This is a genomic window from Clostridium sp. ZBS15 (genome assembly GCF_023845705.1).
Taxonomy (GTDB): domain Bacteria; phylum Bacillota; class Clostridia; order Clostridiales; family Clostridiaceae; genus Clostridium; species Clostridium aquiflavi.
Window position 1 is genome coordinate 172856 of sequence record NZ_JAMQHY010000010.1, and the last position, 18008, is coordinate 190863.

Annotated in this window: 18 protein-coding genes and 1 other annotated feature; all 18 genes read right to left on the reverse strand. The window is 28.5% G+C overall.

What is annotated here, in order from left to right; all coding sequences use genetic code 11:
* Window positions 1-63: 63 nt before the first annotated feature.
* Entirely contained in the window at window positions 64-1731 is a 1668-nt protein-coding gene (locus NG904_RS05715; RefSeq protein WP_252230401.1) for a ribonuclease J, read from the reverse strand.
* A gap of 64 nt (window positions 1732-1795) precedes the next feature.
* The gene (locus NG904_RS05720; RefSeq protein ID WP_252212950.1) at window positions 1796-2260 is read right to left on the reverse strand and encodes a Fur family transcriptional regulator; all 465 of its coding nucleotides are present in this window, start codon (window positions 2258-2260) and stop codon (window positions 1796-1798) included.
* 43 nt (window positions 2261-2303) lie between these two features.
* Window positions 2304-2570, reverse strand: coding sequence for a DUF1292 domain-containing protein (locus tag NG904_RS05725; protein ID WP_252212952.1), 267 nt, complete (start codon window positions 2568-2570; stop codon window positions 2304-2306).
* A 209-nt stretch (window positions 2571-2779) separates the two neighbouring features.
* On the reverse strand, window positions 2780-3193 hold the full coding sequence (gene ruvX, locus NG904_RS05730; RefSeq protein ID WP_003373859.1) for a Holliday junction resolvase RuvX: 414 nt from the start codon (window positions 3191-3193) through the stop codon (window positions 2780-2782).
* Window positions 3194-3242: 49 nt separating this feature from the next.
* Window positions 3243-3500 carry an IreB family regulatory phosphoprotein gene (locus NG904_RS05735; RefSeq protein ID WP_003372947.1) on the reverse strand — a complete coding sequence of 86 codons (258 nt, stop codon included), beginning with the start codon at window positions 3498-3500 and terminating at the stop codon, window positions 3243-3245.
* Window positions 3501-3692: 192 nt separating this feature from the next.
* On the reverse strand, window positions 3693-6332 hold the full coding sequence (gene alaS, locus NG904_RS05740) for an alanine--tRNA ligase (RefSeq protein ID WP_252230403.1): 2640 nt from the start codon (window positions 6330-6332) through the stop codon (window positions 3693-3695).
* A gap of 105 nt (window positions 6333-6437) precedes the next feature.
* Window positions 6438-6619: a binding site (T-box leader), on the reverse strand.
* 84 nt (window positions 6620-6703) lie between these two features.
* Entirely contained in the window at window positions 6704-7735 is a 1032-nt protein-coding gene (locus NG904_RS05745; protein ID WP_252230405.1) for an AI-2E family transporter, read from the reverse strand.
* Window positions 7713-8213: a PRC-barrel domain-containing protein gene (locus NG904_RS05750; protein ID WP_252212957.1), complete on the reverse strand. Its 501-nt coding sequence runs from the start codon at window positions 8211-8213 to the stop codon at window positions 7713-7715. Before NG904_RS05750 ends, NG904_RS05745 begins: the two co-directional genes overlap by 23 nt.
* A 287-nt stretch (window positions 8214-8500) precedes the next feature.
* The gene (mnmA, locus tag NG904_RS05755; protein WP_252230407.1) at window positions 8501-9586 is read right to left on the reverse strand and encodes a tRNA 2-thiouridine(34) synthase MnmA; all 1086 of its coding nucleotides are present in this window, start codon (window positions 9584-9586) and stop codon (window positions 8501-8503) included.
* Complete coding sequence (nifU, locus tag NG904_RS05760; protein ID WP_252212961.1) at window positions 9587-10024, reverse strand: Fe-S cluster assembly scaffold protein NifU; 438 nt, start codon at window positions 10022-10024, stop codon at window positions 9587-9589.
* 1 nt (window position 10025) lies between these two features.
* Window positions 10026-11207, reverse strand: a complete 1182-nt coding sequence (nifS, locus tag NG904_RS05765) for a cysteine desulfurase NifS (RefSeq protein WP_252230409.1) — start codon at window positions 11205-11207, stop codon at window positions 10026-10028.
* 3 nt (window positions 11208-11210) lie between these two features.
* On the reverse strand, window positions 11211-11654 hold the full coding sequence (locus NG904_RS05770; RefSeq protein WP_252212965.1) for an RrF2 family transcriptional regulator: 444 nt from the start codon (window positions 11652-11654) through the stop codon (window positions 11211-11213).
* Between the two features lie 36 nt (window positions 11655-11690).
* The gene (locus tag NG904_RS05775; protein WP_252212966.1) at window positions 11691-12977 is read right to left on the reverse strand and encodes a replication-associated recombination protein A; all 1287 of its coding nucleotides are present in this window, start codon (window positions 12975-12977) and stop codon (window positions 11691-11693) included.
* 176 nt (window positions 12978-13153) lie between these two features.
* On the reverse strand, window positions 13154-13603 hold the full coding sequence (locus tag NG904_RS05780; RefSeq protein ID WP_252226770.1) for an MOSC domain-containing protein: 450 nt from the start codon (window positions 13601-13603) through the stop codon (window positions 13154-13156).
* A 2-nt stretch (window positions 13604-13605) separates the two neighbouring features.
* Window positions 13606-14586 (reverse strand): GTP 3',8-cyclase MoaA, encoded by a 981-nt coding sequence (gene moaA / locus NG904_RS05785; protein WP_252230411.1) that lies wholly within the window; start codon window positions 14584-14586, stop codon window positions 13606-13608.
* Window positions 14587-14646: 60 nt separating this feature from the next.
* Entirely contained in the window at window positions 14647-15126 is a 480-nt protein-coding gene (moaC, locus tag NG904_RS05790) for a cyclic pyranopterin monophosphate synthase MoaC (RefSeq protein ID WP_035791073.1), read from the reverse strand.
* A 13-nt stretch (window positions 15127-15139) separates the two neighbouring features.
* Window positions 15140-16162 (reverse strand): molybdopterin-binding protein, encoded by a 1023-nt coding sequence (locus tag NG904_RS05795; protein WP_252230413.1) that lies wholly within the window; start codon window positions 16160-16162, stop codon window positions 15140-15142.
* A 613-nt stretch (window positions 16163-16775) separates the two neighbouring features.
* Window positions 16776-17576 (reverse strand): SDR family NAD(P)-dependent oxidoreductase, encoded by an 801-nt coding sequence (locus NG904_RS05800; protein ID WP_252230415.1) that lies wholly within the window; start codon window positions 17574-17576, stop codon window positions 16776-16778.
* Window positions 17577-18008: the final 432 nt, after the last annotated feature.

Consider the following 18008-nt stretch of genomic DNA (forward strand, 5'->3'; position numbering starts at 1 on the left):
TATTTTAAACTGTTATTCTACAAAAGTCAACTCAATTATACACGATACTCTTTACCAATAATTTTAAATTTCCATAATTATTGGTAAAATCATTGGTTTTCTTTTTGTTTTTTCATAAAGAAGTTCTCTTAATTCATCTCTCATTCTAGATTTCAATGTAGCCCAATCAGTAATATTCTTTTCTTCACAATCTTTTAAAACTTTTCTAACAAGTTCTTTTGCTTGATCCATAAGACCTTCTGATTCTCTTACATATACAAATCCTCTTGAAATTATATCTGGACCTGCAATTACATTAGCAGTATGTCTTTCCATTGTAACTACAACAGTCAATATACCATCTTGTGATAGATGTTTTCTATCTCTTAATACTATATTTCCAACATCTCCTACCCCTAATCCATCTACAAATACTTGCCCAGCTGAAACAGTACAGCTTTTCTTAATGCTCTTTCTTGTAACTTCTATTACATCACCATTTTCAGGTATTAAAAGATTTTTTTCTGAAAGTCCAAGACTTATAGCCAATTCTCCATGTTGCTTTAAGTGTCTATATTCTCCATGTACTGGAATAAAGAATCTTGGTTTTACTAGTCTTTGCATTAATTTTAATTCTTCTTGGCAAGCATGACCAGAAACATGTACTTTTTCTAAAGACTCATATATTACTTCAGCACCTTTTTTAAATAACTGATTAATAACTTTAGAAACTAGTTTTTCATTACCTGGAATTGGCGTTGCTGAAATAATTACAGTATCACCTTCAACTATATTTATCTTTTTATGTTCAGATGCTGCCATTCTAGCTAATGCTGACATTGGCTCTCCTTGGCTTCCTGTTGTTATTATAACAATTTTTTCATTTGGATATTTTGATATTTGATCTACAGATACAAATACATCTTTTTCTATAGTTAAATATCCTAATTCTATTGCAACTTGAACTATATTTTCCATACTTCTTCCAGATACCGCAACTTTTTTACCATAAATTTGTGCTGCTGTTATGATTTGTTGAATTCTATGAACATTTGATGCAAATGTAGCAACTATAATTCTGCCTTTCGCATTATCAAAAAGCCTAATAAAACTCTCACCCACTGTTTTTTCTGACATTGTATAACCTGGTCTTTCAACATTTGTTGAATCTGCTAACATTGCTAAAACGCCTTTTTTACCTAATTCTGCAAATCTTGCAAAATCCATTATCTCTCCATCAATTGGAGTATAATCGATTTTAAAATCCCCCGTATGAAGTACCGCTCCAAGTGGTGTATGAACTGCAATTGCTACTGAATCTGCAATTGAGTGATTGGTTTTTATAAATTCTACTGAAACATTATTTAACTTTATCGTATCTCTTGGCTTTATTGTAACTAATTCTGTAGTTGAAAGTAAACCGTGCTCTTTCAATTTTGTTTCAACGATTCCAAGAGTAAGTTTAGTACCATAAATAGGAACATTAAGTTGTTTTAAAACGTAAGGTAATGCACCTATGTGGTCCTCATGCCCGTGTGTTAAAAATATTCCTCTAACTCTATCTTTGTTTTTAATAAGGTATGAAACATCCGGAATAACAATATCAATCCCAAACATATCGTCATCTGGGAATTTAAGTCCACAGTCAATTACTACGATATCTTCTTTATATTCAATGGCTGTGATGTTCTTACCGATTTCATTTATACCACCTAAAGGAATAATTTTAACCTTAGCTCTTTCGTTTTTCATGTTTCCCCTCCTTCTTCTTTTAATATTTTATAATTAAAGACTTCTTAATTTATAAGAAATTCTTTTATTCATTTTTATTTTTTTCTTGACACTCTTCACATAATCCATAAAATTTAACACTATGATCAGATATTTTAAATTTGTATTGTGTCTCTATTTGTGTTTCCAAATCCTCTAATAAATCATCTTCAACTTCTAAGACTTTATTACATATATTACATACAAGATGATGATGTCTATGAGTTTCATTAGAGTGAACTAACTCGTATCTACTACAACCGTCATTCAATTCTAATCTGCATATTATACCTAATTCCTCTAAAAGAATAATAGTTCTATATACAGTTGCTAATCCTATTTCAGGACAACTTTTTTTAACTTCATCATATATTTCTTCTGCTGTTAAATGCTTTCCTTCTGTCTCAATAATGGCATTAACAATAGATCTTCTTTGCGCAGTTAATTTATACCCTTTTCTTTTTAAGTCTTCTTTCAAGGCATTCATATCTATTGAAGTTGATTGCTCCATAATAACACCTCACTTTATAAAATATAAGTTAATTTATAAAATTTTACTCTTGTTCTGACATAACAAGATTATATGCTTCTTCAACTAAATCAAATTCTTTTTCATCTTCTATTGAAACAAGAGTTTCATTGCCATCTTCATCAGATATAACTTTTAATACAAATGCTTCATCACATTCATCATTTTCTGCCGGAGTCACTACAACATATTCCCCATTTATTTCGTCTATTTGGAAATAAGTTATCACCTTAAATTTAATTTGTTCTCCTTGTTCATCTAATAATTCTATATATTCTACGTCTTTTTGCATTTTAAATGCTCCTTCCATAACTCTTATATTTTCTGTTCACATAACTAATATAAACAATACTCTTAATTCTATAAGTTCAAGATTTATTACTCTTTTAAAGTATATTAGTTATATGCTTAAAGATATCCATTCTCAATTTTCATATTTTAATCATAACTCTATATGAAACTAAGAACTTTGTCTATATTAATCTGTTATAAATTTCAATATTATTTAGATATTCTATCTAAATATCCTTGAAGTATGTATGTTGATGCCACCTTATCAACTATCTTTTTTCTCTTACTTCTTGAAAGATCTGCTTCAAGCATAGCTTTATGAGCTGCAACTGTTGTTAAACGTTCATCCCAAAATTCTACTTTTATATTTAAAGCTTCTTCTACTAGTTTGCCCATTTCCATAGCTATTTCTCCTGATGGTCCTATTGTTCCATTCATGTTTTTAGGAAGTCCTATAACTATAGTTTCTACTTTATATTCATCACAAATTTTTCTTAATTCTTCCATGTCTTTTTCTTTATTTGCTCTTCTTATTGTAGTTATACCTTGTGCTGTAAAGCCTAGTGGATCAGATATAGCTACTCCTATAGTTTTTTTTCCTAAGTCTAAACCTAATATTCTCAAATTAAAGCACCTCTTAAAAAATAAGAGCGCCCGCTAATACGGGCACTCTTTACTTTATCTCTAAATAAGATTTTATAACTTCTTCAAGTATTTCATCTCTTTCAAGCTTTCTTACTAAAGCTCTTGCTCCGTTGTAATTCGTAATGTAAGTAGGGTCTCCTGAAATTAAATATCCAACTAGTTGATTTATAGGATTATAACCCTTTTGTTGTAGTGAATCATAAACCTCTGTTAATATCGCTTTTGTTAAAGCTTCCTTAGTCTTGTTTAAATCAAATTGCATTGTATGTTCAATATTTTTACTCATAAGATTGCTGCTCTTGCAGCTCACCCCCTTACAATATATCAAAAAGAAACTATTTCCATATATAGCATCACCATAATTATTATAAATTATTCATTTATTCACATATTAATGAAATATGATTCTTAATGACAAATTTATATTATATACAGTATTCTTATATATTATTATAACCTATATTTATTAAAAAGTATACTACTTTACTAAAGTTTCAACTATTTTATAAACAGAATCAAGTGCCTCACTTATTTTTTCTGGTAATTTACCTCCAGCTTGGGCCATATCTGGTCTTCCACCACCGCCTCCGCCAAGGATCGTTGCTGCTTCTTTAATTACTTTACCACAATGAGCTCCTTTTGATACTGCTTCTTTATCAGCCATAGCACATATTACAACTTTTCCATCTATTGAACTTGTAAGTAAAGTCAATGAATTATTAACTTTATCTCTAACTTTTTCACAAAGTCCTCTTAATGCTTCTCCATCAACATCTTTTAATCCATAAGTAACTACGTTTATACCTTTAACATCTTTAGCTGAGTTAATTATATCATTAATTTCCATTGAAGCAAATTTAGATTTTAAGTTAGTAATTTCTTTTTCTTTTTCTTTCATTTCTTTAGATTGTTGATCTAATTTACTTGTAATTTCTTTTTCTGAACATTTTAATTTTCCTGAAATTTGTTTTAATAATTCAGCTTTTTCATTTACTAATTTATATGCTTCCATTCCAGTTACAGCTTCTATTCTTCTTGTTCCAGCTGCTATTCCATTTTCAGATATTATTTTAAATAATCCAATTTTACCTGTATTATCTATATGAGTTCCCCCACATAATTCTTTAGAATATTCTCCAGCACATACTACTCTTACTTTTTCAGCATATTTATCATCAAATATACCTACAGCTCCTGAATTTTTAGCTTCTTGTAAGTCCATTTCTGTAGTATTAACAGGTGTAACACTCATTATAGCTTCATTTACTAATTGTTCCACCTTTAATAATTCTTCTTCTTTTACACCTTCAAAATGAGAGAAGTCAAATCTTAATCTATCAGCACTAACATATGAACCCGCTTGATGAACATGAGAACCTAATACTTTAACTAATGCTGCATCTAAAAGATGTGTAGCTGTATGATTTCTCTTTATATTTTCTCTTCTAGCATTATCAACTTCTAATGTTACTTTATCTCCAACTTTAAGTTCTCCGCTTATAGCTTCAACAAAATGAATTATCTTGCCACCGATATTTTTCTTAGTATCTAAAACTTTGCCCTTAAAGTTTTCATTGTGTATTATACCTGTATCTCCTATTTGGCCACCCATTTCAGCATAGAAAGGAGTAACATCTGTAACTACAACAGCATTATTACCTTCTGTTATTGAATCTGTAAAATCTTCTCCATTAACTAAAGTTTTAACTTCAGCAATTAAGCTATCATTTTCATATCCATCAAAAGTAGTTTCAATTTCACCTGAGATTATATCTAATGTTTTTACATCTGTTCCCATATAATTAGAAGTTTTTCTTGCACTTCTAGCTCTTTCTCTTTGTTCCTTCATTTCTTCATGGAAACCGTCCTCATCAAGAGATAAGCCTTCATCTTCTAATATTTCTTTTGTAAGTTCCATTGGGAATCCAAAGGTGTCATATAATTTAAATCCATCGGCACCTTTTAAAACTTTTTCATTGTTTTCTTTTAATTCGCTTATAAGATTATTTAGTATTTCCATACCAGAATCTAAAGTTTCTCTAAACTTATCTTCTTCTATTTTTATAACCTTTTTAATATACTCTTTTTTCGCTTCTAAATCTGGATACGCACTACTACAATCTCTAATAACTACATCACATAAGTTACAAAGGAATGCATCTTTAATACCAAGAGTTTTTCCATGTCTTGCAGCTCTTCTAAGCAATCTTCTTAAAACATATCCTCTTCCTTCATTTGATGGCATAATGTCATCTGAAATCATGAAAGTTATTGATCTAATATGATCAGTTATAATTCTTAAAGACACATCAGTTTTATTGTCTTCTCCATATTTAACACTTGCAAGATTTCCAACTTCTTTTAATATATTTTCTAACGTATCAATTTCAAATATGCTATTTTTGTTTTGCATTACAACTGCAAGTCTTTCAAGACCCATTCCAGTATCTATATTAGTACTAGCTAATTTTTCATAATTACCTTTCCCATCACCATCAAATTGAGTGAATACAAGATTCCAAACTTCTATAATCTTATCTGCATCACTAAGTTCTACAAACTCTTCTGAATTCGTTGGTACTTCATCAGTTCTGCTAAAATGAATTTCTGTACAAGGACCACAAGGACCTGCGCCATGTTCCCAAAAATTATCTTCTTTACCTAATCTAAATATATGAGATTTGTCTACATCAGTAAGAGTAGTCCAATATTCATATGCTTCATCATCATCTAAATATATAGTTACATACAATTTTTCTTTAGGTAATTTTAAAACACCAGTTAAAAATTCCCAAGCCCATGGAATAATTTCTTTCTTAAAGTAATCTCCAAATGAAAAATTTCCAAGCATTTCAAAGAATGTACCATGTCTGCTTGTTATTCCTACATTATCAATATCACCTGTTCTAACACATTTTTGACAAGTAGTAATTCTCTTCTTAGGTGGTTCTTGTAAACCAGTAAAATACGGCTTTAATGGAGCCATACCAGCATTTATTAACAATAAGCTTTTATCATTTTGTGGAACTAAAGAAAAACTTTCTAATTTTAAATGATCCTTACTTTCAAAAAATTTTAAATATGCATCTCTTAAATCATTTGTCTTTGTAAATTTCATAACTTTTCCTCCATAAATATGTATTTGTCTTTTTGATTTTATTAAATTTTCAAACTTAAAACATATGTATAATTTCATATACAAAAAAAGCTCTCTCCCTTATAACAAAGGGACGAAAGCTATTATTTCCGCGGTACCACCCTAATTATGCATTAATAAATATTAATACATCACTTAGTAATTTATAGCTCCTAGGCAGCTTCGAAATATATAGTAAGAAGTTTGCACCATCCACTTCCTCTCTTAATATCCATATAAAATCTACTAATCCTAATCATCGCTTAATATTTTATTATTTCATCAAAAATTATATTTCATATATATAATTATGTCAATATATAACTAAACTTCATTACTTAATGTGATAAAAATCAAAACAAATAATAATTTATATCATCATATAGAACTTTTATTATTACTCCTATTGGCACAGCTAAAAGCATTCCTACAAAACCACCAAACTTATCTCCTATTAATAATAATATAATAATTATTACAGGATGCATATCAGTACTATCAGCAGTTATCTTAGGCGATAATATGTTTCCTTCTATTTGTTGAATAATAAATACACCAATAGTTACCCATAAAGCTTTAATAGGTGAATCTAGTAACGCTACTAATACAGCAGGCACCCCTCCAAAAATAGGACCAAAATAAGGTATTATATTTAATATTGCATTTAATATTGAAATCCATATAGGAAATTTAACTTTAAATACCATAAGTAATATAAATGTTAAAAAACCAATTATGAGAGACAGAAAAACTTGCCCTGTAATATACCTTCCTAAAACTTTATCTATATCATTTAAAATTTTTTTAGTTACTTCTCTTTTTTCTGTTGGTAATATAAATAATAATTTATTATATATTTTATCCCCATCACATAAAAAATAATATACTACCACAGGTATAACAGCGCACGAAACTATATTTTCCACAATTAATACAATGTTATTAAATAAAGATTTAGATAAATTTAAAAATAAAGCATTTCCCTTTTCAATTAATTCATTATAAATAGATTTTAATATTGGAAAATTATCCACTCTAAATTTAACATATATATCTTCTAAAAAATTTGCAATATTATCAAATATAACTCCTATATTAGATATTTCCTTAAAAAGTTCAGGAATTATAAGCGTTATACAAGAAATAAACATTCCCAGTATAATTAGTATTATTAATCCAGATGCAACCTTCTTTTTAATTTTAAATTTATTTTGAAATAAATCTCTAATAGGTAATATAATATATGCTAATATAAAAGAAATCATAATCATATTTACGATACTCTTTATAGAATTGTTAAATACGTAGCTTAATATAAAAATTATTAATAGTAATGTAAGTAATAGAACTACTAACTTACTTTTATACTTTTTTATCAAATTCATATTTAGTCATATTGTGAGGAATGGATTTAAATGAAATATTCTCTTTTCCTGTATATAGTATATAATCATCACCTAGTATACACTCATTTAGTAACAGTACTTCTTTACCCTTTAAAATCTTATCAATAAATCCAGAAGTTATTATCATAGCTTTAATAGTATAATTGTTCCTATCTATTAACAAGTCTTCAACTGCGCCTTTCAATTTACTATGTGTATCCATAACATCTAAGTCTTTTATATCTTTAAATTTTAATCCATTTCCACTTTTCAATTCTTTAGCTACTATATCATCACCAATATCTATAACATCATTAATAGATATATAATTTTTTTTAGAAAAAAAAGTTGTATTCGAAATTTCAAAGCCCTCTAATTTTTTTTCATAAAAATTTATATAAATATCTTTTACACTCCCTATTTTTTTACCATCCAAATTATATATTTTCTTTAAATAAAAATCTTTAGTTCTAATCATATTTCACTTTTATTACTCCTTAAATATATTAGATTGTATTTTAGCAGAATATTGATATATGTATAAGCAAAATAGACGAGTAATTAAACTTTACCTATTGTATATATCAACACACATTTAATCCAGAGCCATATATTAAAATTTCATCTTCATAATCCCTATTATATCCATAAGCAATAATTTAATTCTTACTATGATTTAAATATGNNCATATTTAAATCATAGTAAGTAAAAAAGCAATGATACTATGAAAATTTCTAGTATCATTGCTTAAAGAATCTTATTTTTTAAATAATAGCCTCTATTACTCCACCACCAACAACTATATTTCCGTTATAGAAAACAACTGATTGGCCCTTTGTTATAGCTCTTTGTTTTTCATTAAATACAACTTTAACTCTACCATCTTTCAATGGTACTATAGTAGCTTTAGCCTGTTTTGCAGAATATCTTATCTTAGCTTCAACTTCTATTTCTTTTTCTAATTTATCAAAAGTAATAAAATTCAAATCTCCCGCTATTAATTCTGTTTTAAAAATATCTTCTTCTGCTCCTATTACTACTTCATTTGTTCTAGGATTTATATCAGTAACAAACACAGGTCTACCAACTGAAAGACCTAGACCTTTTCTTTGACCAATTGTATAATATACAATACCTTTATGTTTTCCAAGTATGTTTCCACTTTTATCAACAAAGTTTCCACTCTTTACAGCACCAGGTTTAGCATTTAATATATATTTACCATGATCATTATCTGAAATAAAACATATTTCTTCACTGTCTTTTTTATTATGAACAGCTAATCCTATTTCTTTTGCTATTTCTCTTATTCTGTCTTTAGTATACTCACCACAAGGCATAAGTGTATGTGCTAACTGATCTTGAGTAAAATTATATAAAGCATATGTTTGATCTTTTCTATCATCATCAGATCTTATCAACATATATCTATCATCTTTTTTCTCAATTTTAGCATAATGACCTGTTGCTATATAGTCTACCCCTATTCCTTGTGCTTTTCTTAAAAGTTCATCAAACTTTAAATGCTTATTACATTCAATGCATGGATTAGGAGTTCTTCCATCTATGTACTCTTGAATAAATGGTTCAATAACCTTTTTTTTGAAAGAATCTCTAAAGTTTAAAACATAAAAAGGTATGTCTAACTTATCACATACTCTTCTTGCATCTTCAACAGCTGAAAGTGAACAACAACCGCCTTCTCTTTCTTCAACTTCTTTATCTTCTTGCCAAATTTGCATTGTAGCACCAATTACTTCATAGCCTTGTTCTTTTAATAAATATGCAGCGACGGAGCTATCAACTCCGCCACTCATACCTACTAAGACTTTTTTCTTAGTTAAACTCATCTATTCTTCTCCATGAACCATGTTATGTAATTCATCATGATCATGTTCTTTCATTGGTTTTACGTCTAATCCATGAGAAGCTCTATAATCATTTATAGCTTTATGAATAGCTTCTTCTGCTAATACTGAACAATGCATTTTTACTGGTGGAAGACCATCTAATGCTTCCGCTACTGCTTTATTACTTAATTCCCATGCTTCATCTAAAGTCTTACCTTTTATCATTTCAGTTGCCATTGATGATGATGCTATTGCTGATCCACATCCAAAAGTTTTGAATTTTACATCCTTTATGATATCACCCTCAACTTTTAAATATATTTTCATTATATCTCCACACTTAGCATTTCCAACTTCACCTACGCCATTTGCGTCTTCAATTTCTCCAACGTTTCTTGGATTTCTAAAGTGATCCATTACTTTATCTGTATATATCATATTAATTTTCTCCCTTCTTTAAAAAGTCTTCCCATAATGGTGACATATTTCTTAATCTTTGAATGATAGGTGGTAATGTTTCTATAACATAGTCTATATCTTCTATGTTAGATCCATCCCCTAGTGTTAATCTTAACGATCCATGTGCTTCTTCATGTGGTAATCCAATTGCTAATAATACATGTGATGGATCTAATGATCCTGATGTACAAGCACTTCCACTTGACGCACATATTCCTTCAAAATCTAAAGATAGAAGAATTGATTCACCTTCTATAAATCTAAATCTTACATTTACATTACCAGGTAATCTCTTTTCTCCTCTTGGACCATTTAGATGTGAATATGGTATTTCAAGTAGTCCATCTATTAATCTATCTCTTAATTCACTCATTGTCTTAATATGTTCTTCTAAATTTGCTGTAGCCAATTCAATAGCTTTACCAAGACCTACTATAGATGCTATATTCTCTGTTCCAGCTCTTCTTGTTCTTTCTTGACCACCACCATGAATCAAGTTTTCAATCCTTATTCCTTTTTTAATATATAAAACACCGATACCTTTAGGTCCATAAATTTTATGGCCTGCTAATGATAACATATCTATATTCATTTCTTTTACATCAATGGGAGCATTTCCAATTGCTTGAACAGCATCAGTATGGAAATAAACATTTCTCTCTTTACATATATCCCCAATTTCTTTAATTGGTTGAATTGTTCCAATTTCATTGTTTGCAAACATTATTGAAACTAATATAGTTTTATCTGTTATAGCATTTTTTAAATCTTCTAAATTAATAAAACCTTCTTTATCAACATCTAAGTAAGTAACATCGAACCCATTTTTTTCTAAATACTGACATGTATGAAGAACAGCATGATGTTCTACCTTTGTTGTTATTATATGATTACCTTTATTTTTATGAGCAGAAGCAATACCTTTTATTGCCCAGTTGTCAGCTTCTGATCCACCACCTGTGAAATACACTTCATTAGCTTCACAATTTAATGCTTTTGCAACCTTTACTCTTGCTTCATCTATAGCCATTTTAGTTGTTCTTGATATTCCATAAAAAGAAGATGGATTACCAAAATTTTTCGTAAAATATGGTAACATTTCTTCTAGCACTTCAGGCTTTACATAAGTTGTAGCCGCATAATCCATATATACGTTTCTCATTGTTTATTCACTCCTATCGACAATTTCAATTAAAGTTCTCTTTGTTTCATAATCATCTATTATATCTTTTAAAGTAATTGAATTCATAACATCATCTATACTATCTTTTATCTTTTGCCACAATAACTTTGTTGCACAACTATCAACGTTAGAACACTCTACCCCATCAATACAATCAGCTATTTCAACAGGTCCTTCTAGAACATGCATAATATCACCTACTGTTATTTCTGAAGGTGGCTTGCATAAAACATATCCGCCTTGAGCACCTCTTACACTTCTAATTATATTAGCTTTTCTAAGTGGACTAAATAGTTGTTCTAAATAATACTCTGAAAGATTTTGTCTTTTAGATATAGTCTTTATTGATGTCGGGGGACCTCCATAGTTAAAAGCCAAATCAACCATAGCTCTAACTCCATATCTTCCTTTTGTAGAAAGTTTCATATATTCACCCTCTCTAATCACTTATCAATAATTCATTTATATCTTATCAAAATACTCGGCTTTTGTCAATTCATTAGAATTATTTTTTATAGATGACCAATATTTCCGTGCATTTTCTTCATATTTGTTATTTTGTTCAATATAATATCGTTTTTTCTTTAATTCTACTGGTAAATACTCTTGTTTTATATAATGATTTGGATAATCATGAGGATACTTATATCCTCCAACACCAAGACTTTCTGCACCAGCATAATGACCATCTTTTAAATGTTTAGGAACATCTCCAAAATTTATACTTTCCAAATCACTCATTGCAGAATTTATTGCTAGATAAGAACTATTAGATTTAGGTAACGTTGCTAAGTATATTACTAGTTCAGCTAAAACTATTCTAGCTTCTGGGAATCCTACTTTCATAGCTAAATCTAATCCTGAATTAACAACAGTAAGTGCATTGGGATGTGCAAGACCTATGTCTTCAGCTACTATGACAGAAATTCGTCTTATAATAGCTGCTATATTTCCTCCTTTTATAAGTCTTGCTAAATAATGAATTGCTGCATCGGGATCACTACCCCGTATGCTTTTTTGAAGTGCACTTAATAAATTGTAAAATTCATCTCCACTATTATCAGCTCTCATATTAGATTGTCCAAGCTTTTCAATATAGTCTACAGAAATTTCCTTGTGTAAAGTCATTTGTGAATTTACAGCTAATTCTAATATATTATAAGCTTTTCTATAGTCTCCTTGAGATATTTCAGCTATATACTTTAAAGCTTCATTTGAATATTCCACTTCTATACCTTCATTTATTAGTTTATCTAAAGATTTCTCTAATCCTACTATTATATCTGGTATTTTTAATGGTTCAAAAGCAAAAATATTGCACCTACTTATTATTGCTTTATGTATTACAAAATAAGGATTTTCAGTTGTGCTTGCTATTAATGTTATTCTTCCATCTTCTATAAATTCCAATAATGATTGTTGCTGCTTTTTATTAAAATGTTGTAATTCATCTATATAAAGAACTACACCTGCATAGTTTAACAAATTATCTAACTCACTGGTTATATTTTGTATATCTTTTACTGATGCTGTTGTTGCGTTTAATTTATAAAACTTCTTATCCACATATTTAGCCATTATATTTGCTAAAGTAGTCTTCCCTGTTCCTGGTGGTCCATAAAATATGCAGTTACATATTTTTTTACTTTTTATCAAATTATATAATGGAGTATTTTCACCTAATATATGTCTCTGTCCAACAAAATCTTCAATTTTACTCGGTCGCATCAAATCAGCTAAAGGACTCATAAATTCACCTCTTTGATATAATCAAAAATTATTTTTATATATTTATATCTAAATCTTTAATTACAATTATATTCATCAAATAATATTATATCAAAAAAGAAAAATAAAAAAGCATTAAATAAACAAAATAATTAAAATTAAATGTTTATTTAATGCTTTTTATTCAATATTTATTTTCATACATTTTCTACTATACTAGATGCAATCTCAATTTCATCCCCAATTTTCATTTGCCCACCTTCTATTACTTTTGCAAACACTCCATTAGTAGGCATAATGCATTCACCCATTTTTTTATAAATTTCACAATGAGCATGACACTCTTTTCCTATTTGAGTTATTTCTAATTTAATGTTTCCACAAGTTAATAGGCTCCCTATTGGTAAATCTTTTAAATTAAATCCTTGTACTATAACATTTTCACCAAATGCACCATCATTTACTTCTGCACCTTTAGCTTTAAAATCTTCTATTTTTTCATATGATAATAAACTCACTTGTCTATGCCATTTTCCCGCATGAGCATCATTTTCTATTCCAAAATCCTTAACAAGATTTGCCTTTTCTATTCTTTTTTTCTGTGTACCTCTTTTTTCACTAATACAAATTGCCATTATTTTACCCATAACTATCCTCCTATTTGTACCATTTTTCTTTCTTCTAAATTATCTTCTCTTTTAAATTCTAAAAAGTTATGATGTTTAGGTTTATTATAAATAGCTTTTTTAATCATTAAAATAAATTCTTCTTCATCTATTCCGTTTCTTAAAGCTTTCTTTAAATCCAAGGTATAATTATATTGTAAACATAATTTTAATATCCCGTCTGATGTCATTCTAATTCTATTACATTTTTTACAAAATCTATGACTTAATGCACTAATAAATCCGATCTTCCCTTTAAAATTATTTAATGTGTAATATTTAGCCGGACCATTTCCACTCTTTCCAAAATGGTTCTTCATAGTTCCATACTTTTTTTCTATGATATTCTTAATTTTCTCTTGAAAAACAACTTCATTGATATCACCTAATCCAATTGGCATCATTTCTATAAATCTAACATCAATTCTTTCATCTTTTGCAAATCTAGCAATAGATAAAATTTCATTTTCATTAAAATCTTTCATAATCAAACAATTTATTTTAACTGAAGGAATATTACTATTAACGGCTTTTTCTATTGATTTTAAAACATTACTTATACCATCTTTTCTAGTAATATCTTCATATTTTTTTCTATCCAAAGTATCTAAACTAATATTAATTCCATCTAATCCTGCTGATTCTAAATCATCTAAATAATCATGTAACAGTATCCCATTACTTGTAAGAGTAACATTTTCAATTCCTTTTATAGTCTTTATATCTCTTATAAGATCAACTATATCTTTTCTTACAAGAGGTTCTCCCCCTGTAATTTTTATATTACGAATCCCTAACTTAACCATACTTTTACATATAGTAATTATTTCATCAAAAGTTAATATTTCATCATGCTGTAAATATTCCACCCCATCTTTTGGCATACAATATTTGCAACGCAAATTACATCTATCTGTAACAGAAATCCTAAGATAATCAATTGTTCTATTATACTGATCTTTCATTATGTTTCTCCTCTCTATTAGAGTCTTTGGAATAAAATCTAAAAATCAATATTTATACAGTTATTCATTAATGAAATCTCCACTTTTTCCACCTATTTTTCTTCTTAAATGAATATTACCTATTTCCATAGCCTTATCTATAGCCTTACACATATCATATATAGTTAAAAGAGTGGTTGATACAGCTGTTAACGCTTCCATTTCAACACCAGTATTTCCTGTTACTTTTACTTTAGACGTAACTTCAACTTCTAAAGTTTTAGGTAAAAGCTCAAAATCAATAGTGCAATTTGTTATCATTAAAGGATGACATAAAGGTATTAACTCTGAGGTTTTTTTTGCAGCCATAATTCCAGCTACTCTTGCCACACCCAAAACATCACCTTTTTTTGCTGTTCCTTGTTCAATAGCTAAAAATGTGTCTCTATTTACTCTTATTTTTCCTGATGCAATGGCAATACGTTCAGTTGCATTTTTATTACCCACATCTACCATAATTGCATTGCCTTCATTATCAAAATGATTAAATTTATTTTCCATAACCAATATCCCCCTATATCTTTCCAAATCCACAATTAGGGTATGTGCACTTTTCACACGAAAGACATAATCCACCGTGACCCAATGATGCTAAATCATCCTTAGATATTTTTTCATCAGCCATAATCCTCGGTAAAACTAAATCAAAAATAGTTTGTTTTGCATACATAACACAACCTGGTAATCCCAAAATAGGAATATTGTCATTATAATAAGACATTAAAAACATTGCTCCTGGTAAAACTGGTGCACCATAAGATATTATTTTAGCTCCTGTTGATTTAATTGCACTTGGTGTTAAATCATCTGGGTCTACGCTCATTCCACCAGTACAAATAACCATATCTGCACCCTTATCAATATACTCTCTAATTGCATTAGTTATATTATCTGTATCATCATTTACAATTGTTTGTCCTATTATTTCAACATCAAACTTTGATAATTTTTCTTTTATTACAGGAGAAAATGTATCTTTAATTCTTCCATAATAAACTTCATTTCCAGTGGTTACGATTCCCACCTTTTTCTTTACAAATTTCTTAAGTTCTATAATAGGTATGCTCTCTCCTAGTTTCTTTGCACTTTCTAATTTCTTTCCATCAATAATTAAAGGAATTACTCTCATTCCTGCTAATTTATCGCCTTCTTTTACTATAGTGTTATTATGTCTAGTTGCAATTATAATTTCATCAAGCATATTTATTTTTTTTAGCTTGTCAATATCTATTTTTAATAACCCTTCACAGCTAGCAATTAATTCTATTTTTCCTTCTTTAACTTCGCTGTTAGTCATATTGTCATTTTTACATATTTCAAGTAATACTTCTGCAGCTTCATTCTCGTGAAAAAAACCTTCTTTCTTTTCCCATACATATAAGTGATCTTTTCCTAAAGATAATAATACTGGTATATCTTCTTCTGTAACTATATGACCTTTTCTAAACGCAGTTCCTTTTTTTACATCTTTTATGATTTGAGTAATGTCATGACAAAGAACATGACCTACTGAATTTTTTGTATCAATAAGTTTCATCAAGCTTTCGCTCCTTTATTTTAGTATTTTATTAAATTTTCGTATTCGTCTTTCGTATCAGCATCTAATGTACAGCTATAGTCATATTTCCTATTTATATTATACATTATATACTATTTTTACCTGTAAATACAAATTCATTTATATTCATTAATATCTACATTATTTTATTTCTATATATAAAATCACTTAACTTTATCTAATAATTTTATAAGCAAATTTTATACCACTTTTTTATATAAAAACTTAATTTATTTATCTTTAATCTACTTGAATTCTTGAAAATCTTATGATTTTTAAATACATTATATTCATTATTTATTTAGAACAAAATCTCCTAGGAGACTTTAGGCCAGCGATTTTTTTAGCCATATACCCTTTCTAAACGTAGTGCAAGAATAATTGCCCGTCAAAAGAATAAAAATAATTGTTTATTAAAATGATAATATATTATCATTTTGATAAACCTCTATTCTACAAGATTATTAATTGGATATGTATAAAAAACGGCACTAATTATCAAATTGATAATTAGTGTCGTTTCTTATAATTTATAACTTAATAAATCAAATTATATTTCTACTTATTAAACAAATAAACTTCTATCACTTAATTAATTTAATTCAGCATCAATCATACTTAATATTAATCTATCCATTCCACTTTCAATAATATATCCACCATCAACTCGCATTGTATCTCCTGTTATAAAACTTGCTCTTGGACTACAATAAAATGCTGTAGCATAAGCAATATCTTCTGGCTCTCCTATTCTAGCAACTGGTGTTTCACTCACGATCTTATCCTTAGCTACTTGCAATAATTGAGAGCTCATAGAAGTATTAATAGATCCTGGTTGAATTGAGTTAACTGTTATTCCATAGCGTCCAAATTCTTTAGCTAAACTTTGTGCCATAGCAACTAGTCCTTCTTTAGCTAAACAATAATGTGCATTTCCTGTAACTCCATGATAAGCTCCAAGTGATGACATTATTACAATTCTTCCATATTTTCTTTCTTTCATTTTTTCTCCACACGCTTTTACACAATAGATAGCTCCATAAACATGTGTATTTATAATAGCTTCTATATCTTCCATTGGCATTTTAGTAAGGTAATTTAACGGTGTTGAGTTTCCTGCGTTACAAACTAATATGTCTATTTGACCATGTTTCTCATAAATACTTTTGATAGCATCATCCACAGACTTTTTATTAGATACATCTACTTTATATGATTCAGCATATTCACCTTTTGCTACAATAGCGTCCTTTGTTTCTTCGTTTTTTTCTTCATTTCTAGCTAAAATCATAACTTTAGCGCCTCTTCCAGCTAGTTCTTCGCTAATAGCTCTACCTATGCCTGTGTTTCCCCCTGTAACAATAGCAACTTGATTAATTAATTCTCTGTTCATACTTTCCATCTTCCTTTTCTATGACTTATATTATTATAAAAATTTATAGTTATTATTAATTTAACTTAACTATTATCATCTACATTGATTAATATACCAAAAAAGTAATGTTTATACAAATTTCAATGTTTTCTTTTATTTTAGAACAAAAAAATTAGAAACATGATATTAACTACTATGTGCTTATGTTTTAAAATTTGGATCTGTTTTAAATGTGTGTTGATATATGCAATAGGTAAAGTGACATGGTAATTAGACTTTGAGAATTCTTAAGTGAGAAGCTAAATTTTATATTTAGCCTGTCAAACTTACTCAGCGAAGTCGAGTTTCCTTTTGAATTCTACATTTACTGCTTGTCTTAATTTCACATTGAGAGCAAGCTAAAATGGGACTATACTCATTTTTAGTATTCCTAAGTTTAATTACTCCGTT